Origin of the sequence: Massilia sp. YIM B02443, from assembly GCF_030411955.1 — a bacterium.
Classification (GTDB): domain Bacteria; phylum Pseudomonadota; class Gammaproteobacteria; order Burkholderiales; family Burkholderiaceae_D; genus Telluria.
In genome coordinates this window covers 153389-170578 of record NZ_JASNRA010000002.1, presented here as the reverse complement: position 1 = coordinate 170578, position 17190 = coordinate 153389, and the positions used below count along the sequence as shown (strand labels likewise).

General features: G+C 68.2%; 7 protein-coding genes. 5 read left to right on the top strand and 2 right to left on the bottom strand.

Annotated features, from left to right (window positions below; translation table 11 throughout):
• Positions 1 to 94: 94 nt before the first annotated feature.
• Positions 95 to 2911, bottom strand: a complete 2817-nt coding sequence (glnE, locus tag QPK27_RS03130) for a bifunctional [glutamate--ammonia ligase]-adenylyl-L-tyrosine phosphorylase/[glutamate--ammonia-ligase] adenylyltransferase (RefSeq protein ID WP_290416747.1) — start codon at positions 2909 to 2911, stop codon at positions 95 to 97.
• Between the two features lie 271 nt (positions 2912 to 3182).
• On the opposite strand from glnE, the gene QPK27_RS03125 reads away from it, so the two are divergent.
• From QPK27_RS03125 to QPK27_RS03110, 4 genes are all read left to right on the top strand, one after another.
• Complete coding sequence (locus tag QPK27_RS03125) at positions 3183 to 7352, top strand: YhdP family protein (protein ID WP_290416746.1); 4170 nt, start codon at positions 3183 to 3185, stop codon at positions 7350 to 7352.
• A 1-nt stretch (position 7353) separates the two neighbouring features.
• The gene (locus QPK27_RS03120) at positions 7354 to 8163 is read left to right on the top strand and encodes a carbon-nitrogen hydrolase family protein (RefSeq protein WP_290416745.1); all 810 of its coding nucleotides are present in this window, start codon (positions 7354 to 7356) and stop codon (positions 8161 to 8163) included.
• 136 nt (positions 8164 to 8299) lie between these two features.
• A complete protein-coding gene (tldD, locus tag QPK27_RS03115; RefSeq protein WP_290416744.1) occupies positions 8300 to 9760 on the top strand; it encodes a metalloprotease TldD in 1461 nt (486 codons plus the stop codon).
• A 191-nt stretch (positions 9761 to 9951) separates the two neighbouring features.
• Positions 9952 to 12699, top strand: a complete 2748-nt coding sequence (locus QPK27_RS03110) for a TonB-dependent siderophore receptor (RefSeq protein WP_290416743.1) — start codon at positions 9952 to 9954, stop codon at positions 12697 to 12699.
• A 101-nt stretch (positions 12700 to 12800) separates the two neighbouring features.
• On the opposite strand, the gene QPK27_RS03105 is transcribed toward QPK27_RS03110, so the two are convergent.
• Entirely contained in the window at positions 12801 to 15689 is a 2889-nt protein-coding gene (locus QPK27_RS03105) for a TonB-dependent receptor (protein ID WP_290416742.1), read from the bottom strand.
• Between the two features lie 422 nt (positions 15690 to 16111).
• Here QPK27_RS03105 and aroG point away from each other — a divergent pair, with 422 nt between their 5' ends.
• Complete coding sequence (gene aroG / locus QPK27_RS03100; RefSeq protein ID WP_290416741.1) at positions 16112 to 17170, top strand: 3-deoxy-7-phosphoheptulonate synthase AroG; 1059 nt, start codon at positions 16112 to 16114, stop codon at positions 17168 to 17170.
• Positions 17171 to 17190: the final 20 nt, after the last annotated feature.

Sequence of the window (17190 nt, the reverse complement as noted above, 5' to 3'; positions counted from 1 at the left end):
AAACCAATGTTTCATTCTTCCGAGACAATGGAATAGTGTCAATTGTGCATACGGTAAATATGATCAACCGTTGTGAAACGGCGTCATTACAGTGTCAATTTTCTGTGCTCGAAAAGCACGCCTTCCACAACCCGAGCACGCTGTCCGGATGGTGCCCGACCAGCGCCGGCTCGACCCGGGTCTTGTCCTGGCCCTGCAGGCGCACCGCGTGCTGCAGCTTGCGCATCGCCCGGTAGGCGTCGGCCACCGCTGCTGCTTGTTGCCCATCAATCAGGCCCAGCTCGCCGCACAGGCGCAGCAGGGCGATGTTGCCGGCGTTCGCCGTCAGCTGCGGGTAGGCGTGGGCGTGGCGCAGCACCAGGTATTGGACGATGAACTCGATGTCGATCATGCCGCCCGGGTCCTGCTTCAGGTCGAACTGGGCGCTGCGGTTGACGTTGGCCTCGCGCATCCGTTTGCGCATGCCGGTCACCTCATCCTTCAGCTGCGCTTCCTGCTGCGAGCGGTCCTTGCGCAGCACCTGTTCGCGGATCGCCTCGAAGCGCGCGCCGATGGTGGGCTCGCCCGCGCAGAAGCGCGCCCGGGTCAGGGCCTGGTGTTCCCAGATCCAGGCCGCGCCGTTCTGGTAGCGCTCGAAGGCGTTGACGGAGGAAACCAGCATGCCGCTGGCGCCGTCCGGGCGCAGGGCGGTGTCGACGTCGAACAGGATGCCGGCCGCGGTGTGCGCCGTCATCCAGGTGATGAAGCGCTGCGCCAGTTTCGCGTACAGCGGCGGCGCGTCCTGGTCGTCGTCCTCGAACAGGAAGATCACGTCCAGGTCGGACACATAGCCCAGTTCCTTGCCGCCCAGCTTGCCATAGGCAATGACGGCGAAGCGCGGCGCATCGCGGTGGCGGTTGGCCACCGTGTTCCAGGCGTGCTTGACGCTGGCGCCGACGATGGTGTCGGCCAGCGCCGACAGGTGGTCGGCCAGGCGCTCGACCGACAACTCGCCGGCCAGGTCCAGCGCAAGCAGGCGGAACAGCTGGGCGTGATGGGCTTCGCGCAGGATGTCGAGCTGGCGCTCGGTGTCTCCCTGGGCTTCGCTCAGATGCTCGTCGAGCAGCCTGGCCAATTGCGAGAGGTCGCCGGCGCCCTCGTTGCGGTCGTCCAGCAGCTCGTCGAGCAGGATCGGGTGCTGGGTGAGGAAGGTGGCGGCCCAGCCGCTGGCGTTGATCATGCGGATCACGCGCTCGAGCGTGTGCGGATATTCGGTCAGCAGCGCCAGGTAGGCCGAGCGGCGCGCGATCGCCTCGAACAGGTCGAGCAGGCGGCCCAGGGTGGCGGCGTGGCTGCCGATGCCGGCCTCGCCCACCACGGTGGCGACCTGGGGCAGGGCCGATTCGAGCAGCGTGGTCAGGCGCGCGCGGCTGGCATCCGGCAGGCTGGCCAGGCGCGGGCCCTGCAGTGTCGCGGCCAGGCGCGCGGCGCCGGCGCGGGCGTCGTCGAAGCCCAGTTGCGCCAGCCGCGCCGCGAGCGCATCCAGGTTGTCCAGCTCGTCGTCCAGGGCCGGGGCGTCCGGGTCCTGCTCCGGCGTTTCCTTGTCGGCGAAGATGGCGTCGAACTGCTGGGCGACGAAGGTGCGCTGCCGTTCCAGCTGCGCCAGCAGCGCAGCTTCGTCCGCGCACCCCATCATGCGCGCCACCGCCAGCCGGTCGGCCTCGCCCGTCGGCAGGGTGTGGGTCTGGGCGTCTTCCAGGTATTGCACGCGGTGCTCGAGGTTGCGCAGGAAGGTGTAAGCCTCCAACAGCTGCTCCACGGTATCGGGCGCCAGCAGTTCGCGCTCGGCCAGGAGGCGCAGCGTCTTGCGGGTCGATTTTTCGCGCAGCGCCGGGTCGCGTCCGCCACGGATCAGCTGGAACACCTGGGCCAGGAATTCGATCTCGCGGATGCCGCCGCGGCCGAGCTTGACGTTGTGGCTGCGCTCCGGATGCTGGCGCTCCTGGCGCTTGACCTCGGCGCGGATCTGGGCGTGCATGTTGCGGATCGCGTCGATCACGCCGAAGTCGAGGTAGCGCCGGAACACGAAGGGACGCACGATCGCGTCGAGCGCGGCGATGTCGTCAAGCTCGCCGGTGACCGCGCGCGCCTTGACCCAGGCATAGCGCTCCCATTCGCGGCCCTGCACGATCAGGTATTCCTCGACCATGTTCAGGCTCGCCGCCAGCGGACCCGACTTGCCGTTGGGGCGCAGCGCCATGTCGACGCGGAAGGTGAAGCCGTCCTCGATCACCTCGGACAGGGCGGTGTTCAGGCGCCGCCCCAGGCGCACGAAGAATTCGTGGTTCGACAGCTGGCGCTGGCCGAGGTCAAGCTGGGCTGCCGTTTCGCCGTCCTCCGGGTAGACGAAAATCAGGTCGATGTCGGACGAGACGTTGAGCTCGCCGCCGCCCTGCTTGCCCATTGCCAGCACCATCAGCTGCTGCGGGCGGCCGGATTCTTCGCCGAGCGGCATGCCGTGCGCGGCCACCATCTCGCCCATCAGGGTGTCGACGTGGGTGCGGATGGCGAAGTCGGCGAAAGCGGTCATCGCCGCCACCACCTCGTCGAGGTCGGCCAGGCCGGCCAGGTCGCGACCAATAATGGAACTAACCAACAGGTTGCGGACCCGGCGCATGGCGCGTTCAAGGGGCAGGCCGAGGCTCAGCTCGCGATCCAACAGGACGCGGAAATCGACGCCGCCCAGCGATAATGCCGACAGGGCGGCCAGCTGCGCCGGCCGTTCCGGTGCGGCGTCGAGCCAGCGCTGGGCGAAGCGCGAGGCGGCGGCAGCCTGGAGTGGGACCGAAGCGGGGACAGAAGCCGGGACAGAAGCTTGGACAGAAGCGGGAGCGGGGCTGGAGGCGGGTGCGGCCGGGGAAGCTGGGGTCATCGTCGTCCTGGATTGGTTGGGGGCGGCAGGCGGCGCGCGGCGGCGAACTTGCGCCAAAGCTGCGGCGAACAGGCCGCAAGGCGCACCGAACTGGCTGTAAAGCAGCGTCAAAACGGCTGTGCCGCGCCGTCGATGCGGTAGAATGGCCCGCTTTGCTGCCTGGGTCAGCACCGATGGTAAGGTAGACGCCGCGCCTGTTGCAAGCGACCTGTTTGAGCGCGTTGGCATTGAAGAGTTAAATTTACGGCGAGCCTTTGTTATTAGCACCTTGATGCACAACCCGGATCCGCAGGCGGCGTCCGCATCCGTCCCGCCAGCCACGCGCTGGGGGAGGGCGCGCGCCGCTTATCGCATGGCGAACCTGGCGTCGCACCACGTGCTCGGCTTCACCGTCAAGCTGGTCCTGCTGGTCTATTTCGCGCTGGCCGTGCTGTTCCTGGTGCTGCGCTACGCCATCCTGCCGAATATCGGCCTGTACAAGGACGACATCGAACGGGCCGCCGGCCACGCCATCGGCGGCAAGGTCACCATCGAACGGATCGCCGCCTCCTGGCACGGCCTGCGCCCGGCGCTGTCGCTGAGCGGGGTGCGCCTGCACGATGCGCGCGCCCGTCCGGCGCTGGTGCTGCCGAAGGTCGAAGCAACGCTGGGCTGGTGGAGCGTAGCCGCGCTCGAGCCGCGCTTCGCTTCGCTCGAGATCACTGGACCGCGGCTGGCGGTGCGGCGCGGACGCGACGGCGTGTTCGAGGTGGCCGGGGTGCGCATCGACCCGCGCCAGGAAAGCAAGGGCGGCGGCGCCGACTGGCTGCTGCGCCAGCGCGAGATCGTGATCCGCGGCGGCCGCGTCGACTGGACCGATGAATTACGCGGCGCGCCCACGCTGGCGCTGCATGACGTCACCCTGGCCCTGCTCAATCGCTGGGGCACCCACCATTTCGCGTTGAAGGCCACGCCGCCGCGCGCGCTCGCGCGTCCGATCGACGTGCGCGCCCAGTTCCGCCACCGCTTCGGCGGCGCGCCGTCGGACGTCTCGCGCTGGAAGGGCGAACTGTACGCCGACCTGCGCGAGGTCGACCTGGCGGCCTGGCGCCGCCACATCGACTATCCGATCCAGGTCCAGCGCGGCCGCGGCTCGTTGCGCCTGTGGCTGGGCGTCGACCAGGCGCGCCTGGCCGGCTTCACCGCCGACCTGGCGCTGGCCAACGTCCATGCGCGCCTCGGCAAGGACATCGCGCCGCTGGCGCTGGCGCGCGTCAGCGGACGGCTGTCGGCGCGCGAGGAACTGCTGCCGGGCCCGCAGGACGGCAAGCCGACCTTCGGCGCCAACGGCCACACCATCCGTCTGGAAAAGTTCGCCGTGGTGGCGCGCAATGGCCGCGCGCTGCCGCCGGCCACCGTCGAACAAAGCTGGCGCCCGGCGCGCGCCGGACGCCCGGAGCACGCCGTGCTGCAGGCGCGCCAGCTCGATCTGGGCGCGCTGGCGGCGCTGGCCCAGTACCTGCCGATCACGGCGGTGCAACGCCAGCTGCTGGCCGACTATGCGCCGCGCGGGCGCCTGGTCGACGTGCGCGCCGAATGGGATGGCCGCTATCCGGACGTGAGCGGCTACCGCCTCAAGGGCGAGGTCGCCGCGCTGGCGCTGAATGCGCAGCCGGCGCGCCCGGCGCAGGCGGCCGCGGGGGGCTTGCCGGCCTTGCCGGCGCGTCCGGCCACGCCCGGCTTCGAGAACCTGAGCGGCAGCGTCGACGCCAGCCAGGACGGCGGCAGCATCAAGGTCGAGTCCGAGCGCATGGCGTTGCTGCTGCCATCGTGGTTTGCCGAGGCGCGCATGCCGTTCGACCGCCTGGCCCTGAACGCGCGCTGGAACATCGAGCCGAAGAAACAGGTGACGGTGGAGGTCGAGGAGCTGGCGTTCCGCCAGGGCGGTTTCAGCGGCGAAGTATCGGGCCGCCACGTGCTGCCGCTCACCCCCGGCCATGGTCCGGGCACGGCCGATTTCACCGGCGAGCTGGACGGCTTCGAGATCGGCCAGGTCGGACGCTTCCTGCCGCTGGCCACGCCACCTGGCCTGCATGACTGGCTGGCCGGCGCGCTGCAGGGCGGGCGCCTGCGCGACGCGCGCCTGCGCCTGCGCGGCGACCTGGCCGGCTTCCCGTTCAAGTCGGGGGATGGCGAATTCAATGTCGCCGGGCGGCTGGAAGCGGCGCGCCTGGAATATGCGCCGGGCCACCGCCATCCGGACGGCACGCCGCTATGGCCGCTGGCCGAGGCGATCGACGGCAGCATCGAGTTCGACCGCGCGCGCATGGAAATCCACGGCAAGACCCTGCGCACGCTGGGCGTGGCGCTGTCCAACGTGAAGGCGGTGATTCCCGACCTGCTGGCGCACGAAAACATGTCGCTCGAGATCGACGGCAACGGCAACGGTCCGCTACAGGAATTCCTGGGCTACGTGGCGGCGACGCCGGTGCTGGATTGGATCGGCCACTTCACGGAAGAGTCGCGCGCCAGCGGCAACGCCAGGCTCGGCCTCAAGCTGCGCATGCCGCTGTCGCACCTGCACGACACCAAGGTCAGTGGCAGCCTGCAACTGCTGAACAACGACCTGACGCTGTTCCCGGAACTGCCGCCGCTGCAGGCGGCGCTGGGCAAGATCGAATTCCACGAGCACGGCTTCAACCTGAACGGCGTCGGCGCCAGCTTCCTGGGCGCGCCGCTGTCGGTCAGCGGCGGCACCGCGCGCGACGGCGCCACCGTGGTGCGGCTGGACGGCACGCTGTCGGCTGACGGCATGCGCCGCACCGCGCCGATGGCGCCGCTGCGGCGCCTGGCCGAGAAACTGTCGGGCGAGGCGCGTTACACCGGGGCGATCGTGGTGCGCGAGGGCCGGCGCACGATCACGGTCGACTCCAGCCTCAGTGGCCTGGGGCTGGAACTGCCGGCGCCATTGAACAAGCCGGCGCCGGATGCGCTGCCGCTGCGCTTCACGCTGGAGGGCGAACCCACCGTCAACGGCCTGGGCCGTGACGAGATCCGGATCGAGCTGGGTGAAAGCAAGGCCGTGGCGGCGCGCTACGTGCGCGAAAAACAGGGCCGCGCTCCGTGGCGCCTGCTCAGTGGCGGCATCGGCGTCAACGCGCCGGCGCCGCAGCCGGACGAAGGCATGATGATCCATGCCGACATGAAGGCGCTGAACGTCGACGCCTGGATCGCGGCCGGACGCGCCATCGCCGGGCTGGGCGAGGCGGCCGGCGAGGATGACGCCGCTGCTGCCGAAGCCTCTGCCGCCGACGGCGCCGGCTTCGCCCAGTACGTGCTGCCGACCATGGTGGCCGGGCGCGTCGGCGAACTGACCATCGGCGAGCGGCGCATGGCCGACGTGGTGGTCGGCGCCAGCCATGTGAAGGACACCTGGCAGGCCAACCTGCATTCGCGCCAGGCCAGCGGCTACGTGACCTGGGCCGAGACCCCGAGCGGCCTGGGCAAGGTGACCGCGCGCCTGGCGTCGCTCGTGATTCCCGAGTCGGCCGAGGCCGAGGTCAAGGACCTGCTCGAGTCCAATCGCGGCGCTACCGCCACCATCCCCTCGCTCGACATCGTGGCCGACAACTTCGAGCTGTTCAACAAGCCGTTCGGCCGCCTCGACCTGCGCGCCAGCAACGTGCGCGCGCGCGCCGGGCGCGAGTGGCGCATCGAGCGCCTGGCGCTGAGCAACCCGGATGGCCAGTTGAAGGCCAGTGGGCGCTGGGTGACCAAGGACGGCAAGAGCAATACCAGCCTGAACTTCGCGCTCGACATCGACAACGCCGGACGCCTGCTCGACCGGCTCGGCTTCCCGGGCACGATCGGGCGCGGCAAGGGCAAGCTGGCGGGCGACATCTCGTGGGCCGGGCTGCCGTATGCGATGGACATTCCGAGCCTGTCGGGACAGATCGAGATGGACGTCGCATCGGGACAATTCCTGAAGCAGGACCCGGGCGCGGCCAAGCTGCTGGGCGTGCTCAGCCTGCAAGCGCTGCCGCGCCTGTTGAAACTGGACTTCCACGACGTGTTCTCGGAAGGCCTGGCGTTCGACGGCATCAGCGCCGACGCCGTGATCGAGCGCGGGGTGGTGCGCACCGAGAACCTCAAGATGCACGGCGTGGCGGCCACGGTCCTGATGAACGGCACCGCCGACATCGCCAACGAATCGACCAACCTGCGGGTGGTGGTGATCCCGGAATTCAATCTCGGCACCGGGCCGCTGGTGTACGGGCTGGCGGTCAATCCGGTGATCGGACTGACCGGCTTTTTGGCCCAGCTGTTCCTGCGTGCGCCGGTGATGAAGGCGCTCACGTACCAGATGCAGATCACGGGGCCGTGGAAGTCGCCCACCATCACCAAGCTTGCCACCCCGCCGGATGCGCCGCCGCAGCCGGCCGCCAACGCCAGAAAGGAATGAGATGAGCATCGAGAACACGACGGTTGCCGCCGTACAGATGGTGTCGACCCCGCACGTTGCCGACAACCTGGCCGCCGTGCGCCGCCTGGTCGCGCAGGCCGCCGCCGAAGGCGCCGGCTTCATTGCCTTGCCCGAATACTGGCCGATCATGGGCATGAGCGACAGCGACAAGGTGGCGCATGCCGAGCATCCCGGCAGCGGTCCGATCCAGGATTGCATGATGGCGCTGGCGCGCGAACACGGCGTGTGGCTGGTCGGCGGCACGCTGCCGATGGTGTCGCCGCAGGACGGCAAGGTGCTCAACACCACGCTGGTCTACGACCCGCAAGGGCGCAGCGTGAGCCGCTACGACAAGATCCACCTGTTCGGTTTCAACAAGGGCAGCGAATCGTATGACGAGGCGCGCACCATCGTGCCGGGCGAGAACGTCGGCACGTTCGAGGCGCCGTTCGGCCGCGTCGGCCTGTCGGTGTGCTACGACCTGCGTTTTCCGGAACTGTACCGGGCGATGGGCGAGTGCGCGCTGATCGTGGTGCCGGCCGCGTTCACCCACACCACGGGCCTGGCGCACTGGGAAGTGCTGTTGAGGGCGCGCGCCATCGAGAACCAGTGCTACGTGCTGGCCTCGGCCCAGGGCGGCAAGCACGCCAACGGACGGCGCACCTTCGGCCACAGCATGCTGGTCGACCCGTGGGGCGAGGTCAAGGCGGTGCTGCCGGAAGGCGAAGGCGTGATCAGCGGCACGCTCGACGAGGACTTCCTGGCCGGCGTGCGCGAGAGCCTGCCGGCATTGCGTCATCGCAAGATGTAAATATTGCAGGGCGGCTTGCCTGGCCTGTTGCCCGCCCTGTTCCATGCCCTACTATGGGGCATGGCCGGTATGAATGGCGCGGATATGGCACAATGACCTTTCCAATCGAACGCTTATTGACGACCGCTTACCGACCATGACTCCATTCGAACCGAATCTTTCCTCCATCGCCGTCGCCCGCGACGTGCTGTTGACGCCGTTTGGCCTCGACGAGGGCAAGCTGCTGCGCGCACTGGGGACGATGTTCACGCACAAGGTCGACTACGCCGACCTGTACTTCCAGTTCACCAAGAGCGAAGGCTGGAGCCTGGAAGAGGGCATCGTCAAGACCGGCAGCTTCTCGATCGACCAGGGCGTCGGCGTGCGCGCCATCTCGGGCGACAAGACCGCCTTTTCGTATTCCGACGAGATTTCCGAAAGCGCCCTGCTGGACGCGGCATCGGCCACCCGCACCATCGCCCGCGCCGGCGCCGGCCGCATCAAGATCGCGGCCGCCACCAAGCACACCGGCGGACGCTCGCTGTACCTGCCGCACGACCCGCTGGCCTCGCTCGACGCCACCGCCAAGGTCAAGTTGCTGGAGCGCGTCGAGAAGATGGCGCGCGCCAAGGATCCGCGCGTGGTGCAGGTGATGGCCGGCCTGGCCGGCGAATACGACGTGGTGCTGGTAGTGCGCAGCGACGGCGTGCTGGCGGCCGACATCCGGCCGCTGGTGCGCGTGTCGGTGACCGTGATCGCCGAGCAGAACGGCCGACGCGAAGTCGGCTCCTCGGGCGGCGGCGGACGCTACGACTACGCCTATTTCACCGATGAAGTGCTGGACCAGTATGCGGCCGACGCGGTGAAAGCGGCCTGCGTCAACCTGGAAGCGCGTCCGGCCCCGGCAGGGCCGATGACCATCGTGCTGGGACCGGGCTGGCCCGGCGTGCTGCTGCACGAGGCGGTTGGCCACGGCCTGGAAGGCGACTTCAACCGCAAGGGCTCGTCCTCGTATGCCGGCATGATCGGCCAGCGGGTGGCGGCCAAGGGCGTGACCGTGGTCGACGACGGCACCCTGCAGGACCGCCGCGGCTCGCTCAACATGGACGACGAAGGCAACCCGACCCAGTGCACCACGCTGATCGAGGACGGCATCCTGAAGGGCTACATCCAGGACACGATGAATGCGCGCCTGATGAAGATGCCGATCACCGGCAACGCCCGGCGCGAATCGTTCGCCCACCTGCCGATGCCGCGCATGACCAACACCTATATGCGCGCCGGCGACAAGGACCCGCAGGAGATCCTGGCCTCGGTCAAGAACGGCCTGTACGCGGTGAACTTCGGCGGCGGCCAGGTCGACATCACCAACGGCAAGTTCGTGTTCTCGGCCAGCGAAGCCTACATGATCGAGGACGGCAAGATCACCTATCCGGTCAAGGGCGCGACCCTGATCGGCAACGGTCCGGACGTGATGAACCGGATCTCGATGATCGGCAACGACATGCGCCTGGATTCGGGCGTGGGCGTGTGCGGCAAGGAAGGCCAGAGCGTGCCGGTAGGCGTGGGCCAGCCGACCCTGCGCATCGACGGCGTGACGGTGGGCGGCACCGCCTGATTTCCTTGCGCGTTCGCGTACAGGACGCCCGGCTGCATGCCGGGCGTTGTCGTTGTTGGGGCTCCTGCAGCGAAAAATAGCGCGCGCACCATTCTCGTGCGTAAATCTTATAAAGTTGCTCAGAATAATTCGTTCGTCCCGCAGCACCGGCTTGTTAGAGTTCGCGTCCCCCCAAGAACAACAAGCCAACCATGAAACACACCACACTTTTCGCCGCCCTGTCCGCCGCAATGTTCGGCGCCGCGCCACTGGCGCATGGCCAGAGCGCGCCGACGTCGACCGATGTGCCGGCCACCACCGATAGCGCGAGCGCGTCGTCTTCAACTGGAGCGGCCGCGACGGCGCGCGGCGCCGCGCCGGCCGCCGTCGTCGTCACCGGCTCGCGCATCGCCCGCACCACCCTCGAAGGCCCGTCCGCCGTCACCGTGATCAGCGGCGACGACATCACGCGCCAGGGCTACAAGAACGTGTTCGACGCGCTCAGCAACCAGGTGCAGAACAGCGGTTTCGTGCAGGGCGCCGACTTCGGCAACACCTTCACGCCGTCGGCCAACACCATCAGCCTGCGCGGCCTGGGCCCGAACCACACGCTGATCCTGCTCAACGGTCGCCGCCTGGCCGATTTCCCGATTGCCTACGAAGGCACGGTCAACTTTACCAACCTGGCGAATATCCCGTCGTCGATCGTCGAGCGCATCGAGATCCTGTCCGGCGGCGCCTCGGCCATCTACGGCTCGGACGCGATCGCCGGCGTGGTCAACATCATCCTCAAGAAAAAAGCTGAAGGCGTCGACGTCAACGTCAAGCTGGGCGGTACCAGCCGTGGTGGTGGCGCCGAGCGCCGCGTGCAATTGACGGGTGGCCAGCAATCGGGGCGCCTGAACACCGTGTTCGCGCTCGAATTCTCCGAGCGCAATCCGATCGGCGCCTACCAGCGCGACTTCATGGCCGAGCGTTCCGGCACCCCGACCAACCTGCTGTCGCGGCGCGACGCCACGGTCGGCCGCTACATCACGCCGGATTGCGCGGCGCTGGGCGACCTGTTCGGCGGCAGCGTGGTCAACTACGCTTCGCGCACCGGCAACTACTGCGCGAGCAACAAGGTCAGCCCCACTTACTGGTCGGTGCAGACCCAGAACCGCAGCAAGAACGCCTTCGGCAGCGCCAACTTCGAGCTGGACCAGAACACCACGCTGTTCGCCGACGTCCTGCTGGGCCGCAACGACACCGTCAACAATACGCGCGGCCCATCATGGACCTCGAAGTCGACCGGCAACAGCTACTTCCTGAACCAGAACACCGGCCACTACGAAGCCTGGACCCGCTATATCTCGCCGGAAGAAATGGGCGGCCTGGCCAACTACAACCGTTTCTGGGAAGACGGCGCCGTTGCCGCCTCGCTCGGCGCGCGCGGCATCGTGCCCGGCACCAGCTGGAAATGGGAAGCCGGCTATAGCGCCTCGTGGTATGAAAGCAAAGGCCGCACGCCGCGCGCACTGGCCAATATCGACAGCTTCTTCCTCGGCCCGCAGCTGGGCGTGGACGCCAGCGGCGTCGCCATCCACGCGCCCGATCCGGCGCGTCTGGCCACGCGCCTGACGCCGGAAGAGTTCCGCGGCATCACCGGCTATACCGAGAGCGACGACGAGTCGTGGACCCACACGCTGTCGGCCAGCGCCAACGGCGAACTGCTGCAACTGCCGGCCGGTCCGCTGCAGCTGGCGGTGGTGGCCGAGGCCGGCCGCCAGGGCTTCACCAACGCGCCGGACGAGCGCATCAACCAAGGCTATTTCAACCTGGCGCCGAACAGCACCGTCACCGCCGGCACCCGCAACCGCTACGCCATCGGCGCCGAAGCGAATATCCCGCTGCACCGCATCCTGACCGCCACCGTGGCCGGCCGCTACGACCGCTACGAGTTCGCCGAGCGCGATAGCGGCAAGTTCACCTACAACGGCGGCCTGGAACTGCGTCCGACGCGCGAGGTGCTGGTGCGCGCCAACTACGCCACCAGCTTCCGCGCTCCGGACATGAACTACATCTACAAGGCGCGCGGCACCGGCTATTACTCGTCCACCACCGACTACTACCGTTGCGGCCAGAGCGGCCAGCCGCTGGCCAGCTGCGAGTTCGCCAACGTGTCGCCGGGCGCCGACTATGTGCAATACGGCAGCACCGATCTCAAGCCGGAACAGGGCAAATCCTACGGCGCGGGCATCGTCTGGTCGCCAACCAGCAGCTTCGACGCCTCGGTCGACTACTGGAACATCCGCATCGACGACCTGGTGACCAATCTGTCGGCCGACCAGCTGTTGCGCGACGAAGCCGCCTGCCGCCTGGGGACGCTCGACGCCGGCTCGCCGACCTGCGTCGACACGATCTCGCGCATCACCCGCTACGCCGCCAATTCGCCGGTGCGTCCGGGCGAAATCCGCGAAATCCGCGTCAACCCGATCAACGCGGCGCAGGAAGAAAGCAGCGGCATCGACGTCAGCGCGCGTTATGCCTTGCGCACAGCCGGCTTCGGCACCTTTACCTTGCGCGGCAATTACTCGAAGACGTTGACCCGCCGTACCAGGCAGTTCGCCGCCGATACCTTGCGCGACGAACTCAATTCGCTCACCAGCTCGGACTGGCCGGACAAGCTGGCCGCCAGCCTGAACTGGAACCGCGACGCCTGGTCGGCCACCCTGTTCGCGACCCGTTACGGCAAGATCCCGAACCAGGCCCAGACCGACTACCTGACGCCGACCACCCTGGTCAACACCAGCGTCGTGTACCGCTTCAGCGACCGCCTGACCTTGTCGGCCATCGTCAACAACGTGTTCGACCGCATCAAGCACGACACCACGGGCGGCTGGCCCAACTATGCGGTCGGCAGCTACAGCCCGGCGGGACGGACCGGGTATGTGGAGCTGAACTACCACTTCGGTGGCTGAGGGCCACTGAAGCCTCATCGGGCAGCTATCCCACCGCCACGATCGCAGGGTGGACGGCAGAGCCGTCCACCCTGCGATCATCTATCAGCTGACATCCGCATTCAGAACGAGTAACGCGCCCCCAGCGTGAAGAAACGGCCGATCGCACCGTAGTAGTCCAGCGGGTTGTACGACACCGCGCCATAGGTCAGCGGATCGAGCGGCGCCTGCTTGTCGAACACGTTCTGGATCGAGCCGTACACTTCCCAGCGTGGCTGCGGCTTCCAGCGGAACACCAGGTCGACCGTCGTGAACGAGGCCAGTTCGCAATCGGTCAGCGCGTCCTGGCCGTTGGCGAAGTGGCTGGCGCAGCCTTCCGGATCGTCCTTGAAGAAGGTGTTGTCGATCGGCCCGCGGTAGTTGAGGTTGGCCGACAGGCGCCAGTTGTCGCGGTCCCAGGTGGCGCGCAGGTTGACCTTGTGGTCGGGCGTGCCCATGCAATTGCTGACGTCGCAGTTGCCGTGGGTGCCGGCATAGTCGCGCCGGGTGCCGTCCTGCTCGGTGCGCTCCCACTTGTCGAGGTAGGTGTACTTGGCATCAAAAGTAAGGTTGCCCCAGCCGCTAGGCAGCACGAAGCCCTGGCGCGCGTCGAGGTCGATGCCGCGCACTTCGGTCTCGGCCGAGTTGACGTAGCGCGCCAGCACCGCCGTGATCGCGCCCGGGTCGCCCGGGATGTTCGGGTCGGCCGTGGACGGATCGCGCGCCACGTTGCCGGCGGCGATCGAGGCGTCGATCTGCTGCTGGTTGATCTCGTTCTTGCGCCGGATCTGCCAGAAGTCGAGCGAGATGCTGGTGCGCGGCAGCGGGTCCCAGATCGCGCCGACGTTCCAGCTCTTCGAGCGTTCCGGGCTCAGGTCCTGGTTGGGCGAGGTGATCACCGCCAGCGAGCCGGCGCTGCAGGCCAGCTGCACGCCGAGTCCGCAGCGCAGCGGATCGGCGGCGCTGGCGAACGCGGCCAGGCCGCCGACGCCGTTCTCGGCCGGGCTCGGGGCGCGGAAGCCCTTGGCCCAGGTCGCGCGTAGCGCCAGCTCGCGCCGCGGGTTCCACTTGACGCCGACCTTCGGCGTCCAGGCGTCGCCGACGTCGGTGAAGTGGTCGTAGCGCATGGCGCCGGTGAGTTCGAGGCCCGGCAGCACCGGCGCCAGCACTTCGCCATAGATGCCGGTCACGTTGCGCTGGCCGTCGTAGGCCGAATAGCCGAGGCCGATGATGTTGCCGCGCTCGGTGCCGGCGGTGGGCTCCAGCCACGCCGATTCGTGGCGGAATTCGGCGCCCAGCGCCACCCCCAGCGCGCCGCCGGCCAGCTTGCCGAACTCGCGCGTGGCCTTGAAGTCGACTTGCGCGATCTCGGTTTCGGCGTCGTTCGAGATGGTCGGCGACAGGGCCGCGTACACGCCCGGCGCGTTCAGGCCGGCGTTCTCGGCGATGCGCCAGAAGGTGCCGGGCGGCAGCGCGCGATAGCCGGGGTTGGCCTGGGCCGCCGCCACGTTGGCGGGCGACGGATCGAGCAGGGCGAAGGTGGCGTCGCGCTGCAGGTAGCCGTCGCGATCGTTGCTGACCTTGCTGCGCGAGTAGAGCAGCGAGCTGTCCCATTCCCACGGACCCTCGGTGCCGCGTGCGCCGATCAGGGCGCGCACGAAGGTCGAGGAGATGTCGGACGTGCGCGGGCCGACGTCGAACGGCAGGTAGCGCAGCCGCGCAGCCGTGCCGAAATACGGGTTGTCCGGGTGGCTGGCGCCGAGCTGGACGCCGGCATTGCTGACCGGCCCGCCCGGATAGCCGACGCTGCCGGCGATCGGGTTCGGCGTGGTTTGCGACTGGGCCAGGCTGTTGTACACGTTGACCTCGGCATAGGCCTCGGTCTCGCCCTGCAGCTTGAGCGTGCCGCGGCTGTACAGCGACACGTATTCGCTGTCGGGCTGGATCTCGTTGTACAGCAGGGACGAGTCGACCAGGCAGCCGCCGCCGGGGTCGCCCTGCGGCTGATTGGTGAAGTTGCTGCAGGCGGCGCCGGGGAAGGTGCGGGTGAAGCCGGTGCCGGCCAGGTTGCCGCGGTTGTAGTAGTCGAGCGTGACCGGGTTGCGCACGTTGCCGTTGATGGCGTTGCCGGCCGCGTTGTTGCCGGTGATGGCGCCGGTGCCGCCCAGGAATTCCTGGGCCGAATAGCCCCATGGCCGCAGGTCGACCCGGCCGATGTAGTCGCGGTCGGCGCGGTCGCGGTAGCGCAGTTCTTGCGTGTGCTTGTACTCGACGTTGAACAGCAGGTTGTAGCGGTCGGTGTCGAGGTCGCCGAAGCCCCAGGCCAGCGCGACGTTGTGCTGCTGGCCGTCGCCCGATTCGCCGGTGCCGCCCAGCACGCGCGCGCTGCTGCCCTGGAAGTCGCGCCGCAGGATGATGTTGACCACGCCGGCGATGGCGTCGGAACCATAGATGGCCGAGGCGCCGTCCTTGAGGATCTCGACCCGTTCGACGGCGTCGGTCGGGATCACGTTGAGGTCGGCGAACACCTTCTGGCCGTCGTCGGCCAGGCCGTAGGGCGCCATGCGGCGGCCGTTGAGCAGCACCAGGGTCGAGGCCGTGCCAAGGCCGCGCAGCGAGATGCCCGAGGCGCCGGCCGCGAAGCCGCTGCCGAAGGTCATCGGCACCGAGCCCTGGTTGTCGACCGCCAGCGTCTGCAGCAGCTCGGCGACGCTGGTCTTGCCCGAGCGCTCGATGTCGGCGCGGTTCACGGTCAGCACGCTCGAGGCGGTTTCGGCCTGGGCGCGGCGGATGTTCGAGCCGGTGATCTGGACCCGTGCGACCGGGCCCTGGGCGGCCTCCTGCGCCTGCGACGGCGCCGGGGTGGCGAGAAGTACGGGGCCGACCAGCACGGGGCCGACCAGTGCAAGGCCGACGGCGCCGCCGCCGGCGAACAGGCGGCGCACGGTACGGGAAAGCAGGGTTTCAGTCATGGTCCTGACTCCAGGTGGATGGGTGGTTCCCGGATAGCGCGGCGCGGCCGGGGGCTGGATCGACTGTTGCATCCGAGCGCAGGACGGGACTGATGTATCACAAGGGCGCAGCCAAGCTGGGGGTAGGGCGTGCTTTTTGTACAACCGATTGTTGTCTGTACAAGCTTTTGTTGGCCGACAAAGCGCTTGCCAAGGTTCATGGGTTGTTGTTATAGTCAATTCGACCTAACCGGACCACGCCCATGCGCCACGCTTTTTTTACCCGTTATTTTTACTTTAGCCATTCCAGCCCCTGGCGGTGGAACAGCGGCGGGTACGCGCAGTAACGGTCCCGGCAACATCCAGACAAACCGCCAGCGATGGCGGTTTTTTATTTTCAGGCCCAGCAACAGCAAGGCAACACCAAGACAAGAGGAACCAGCATGCCGCGTACCGACGACCTCCGCATCCGCGAAATGAAGGAACTGACGCCGCCCTCGCACCTGATCCGCGAATTCCCGGTGACGCCGGCCGCCGAACAGACCGCGGCCGGCGCCCGCGTCGCCCTGCACCGCATCCTGCACGGCCAGGACGACCGCCTGATGGTGGTGATCGGCCCGTGCTCGATCCACGACACCAGGGCCGCGATGGAATACGCCCACCGCCTGGCCGAACAGCGCAAGCGCTTCGCCGGCGAACTCGAGATCGTGATGCGGGTGTATTTCGAAAAGCCGCGCACCACGGTCGGCTGGAAAGGGCTGATCAACGACCCGTACATGGACAACAGCTTCCGCATCAACGACGGCCTGCGCATGGCGCGCGAGCTGCTGCGCGACATCAACGAGCTGGGCCTGCCGGCCGGCACCGAGTTCCTGGACGTGATCAGCCCGCAGTACATCGCCGACCTGATGAGCTGGGGCGCGATCGGCGCCCGCACCACCGAGTCGCAGGTGCACCGCGAACTGGCCTCCGGCCTGTCGTGCCCGGTCGGCTTCAAGAACGGCACCGACGGCAACATCCGAATCGCGACCGAGGCGATCAAGGCCGCTTCGCAGCCGCACCACTTCCTGTCGGTGACCAAGGGCGGCCACTCGGCGATCGTCTCGACCGCCGGCAACGAGGATTGCCACATCATCCTGCGCGGCGGCAAGGCGCCGAACTACGACGCCGCCAGCGTCGACGAAGCCTGCAAGCAGATCGCGGCGCTCGGTCTGGCCAGCCGCCTGATGATCGACGCTTCGCACGCCAACAGCTCCAAGAAGCCGGAAAACCAGGTGCCGGTGTGCGCCGACATCGCGGCTCAGGTCGCGGCCGGCGACGACCGCATCGTCGGCGTGATGGTCGAATCGCACCTGGTGGCAGGGCGCCAGGATCTGGTGCCGGGCAAGGAGCTGACCTACGGCCAGTCGGTCACCGACGGCTGCATCGACTGGGACACCAGCGTGCAGGTGCTGGAAAACCTGGCCGCCGCCGTGCGCCAGCGCCGCCTGCGCCAGGACTGACGCGCGGGCCGGCGCCACGC

What these genes read in the sequence shown, in the direction of transcription:
- QPK27_RS03125 (WP_290416746.1), top strand. Translation starts at nt 3,183, where the DNA reads ATGCACAACCCGGATCCGCAGGCGGCGTCCGCATCCGTCCCGCCAGCC.
- QPK27_RS03105 (WP_290416742.1), bottom strand. Translation starts at nt 15,689, where the DNA reads ATGACTGAAACCCTGCTTTCCCGTACCGTGCGCCGCCTGTTCGCCGGC.
- QPK27_RS03120 (WP_290416745.1), top strand. Translation starts at nt 7,354, where the DNA reads ATGAGCATCGAGAACACGACGGTTGCCGCCGTACAGATGGTGTCGACC.
- aroG (WP_290416741.1), top strand. Translation starts at nt 16,112, where the DNA reads ATGCCGCGTACCGACGACCTCCGCATCCGCGAAATGAAGGAACTGACG.
- glnE (WP_290416747.1), bottom strand. Translation starts at nt 2,911, where the DNA reads ATGACCCCAGCTTCCCCGGCCGCACCCGCCTCCAGCCCCGCTCCCGCT.
- tldD (WP_290416744.1), top strand. Translation starts at nt 8,300, where the DNA reads ATGACTCCATTCGAACCGAATCTTTCCTCCATCGCCGTCGCCCGCGAC.
- QPK27_RS03110 (WP_290416743.1), top strand. Translation starts at nt 9,952, where the DNA reads ATGAAACACACCACACTTTTCGCCGCCCTGTCCGCCGCAATGTTCGGC.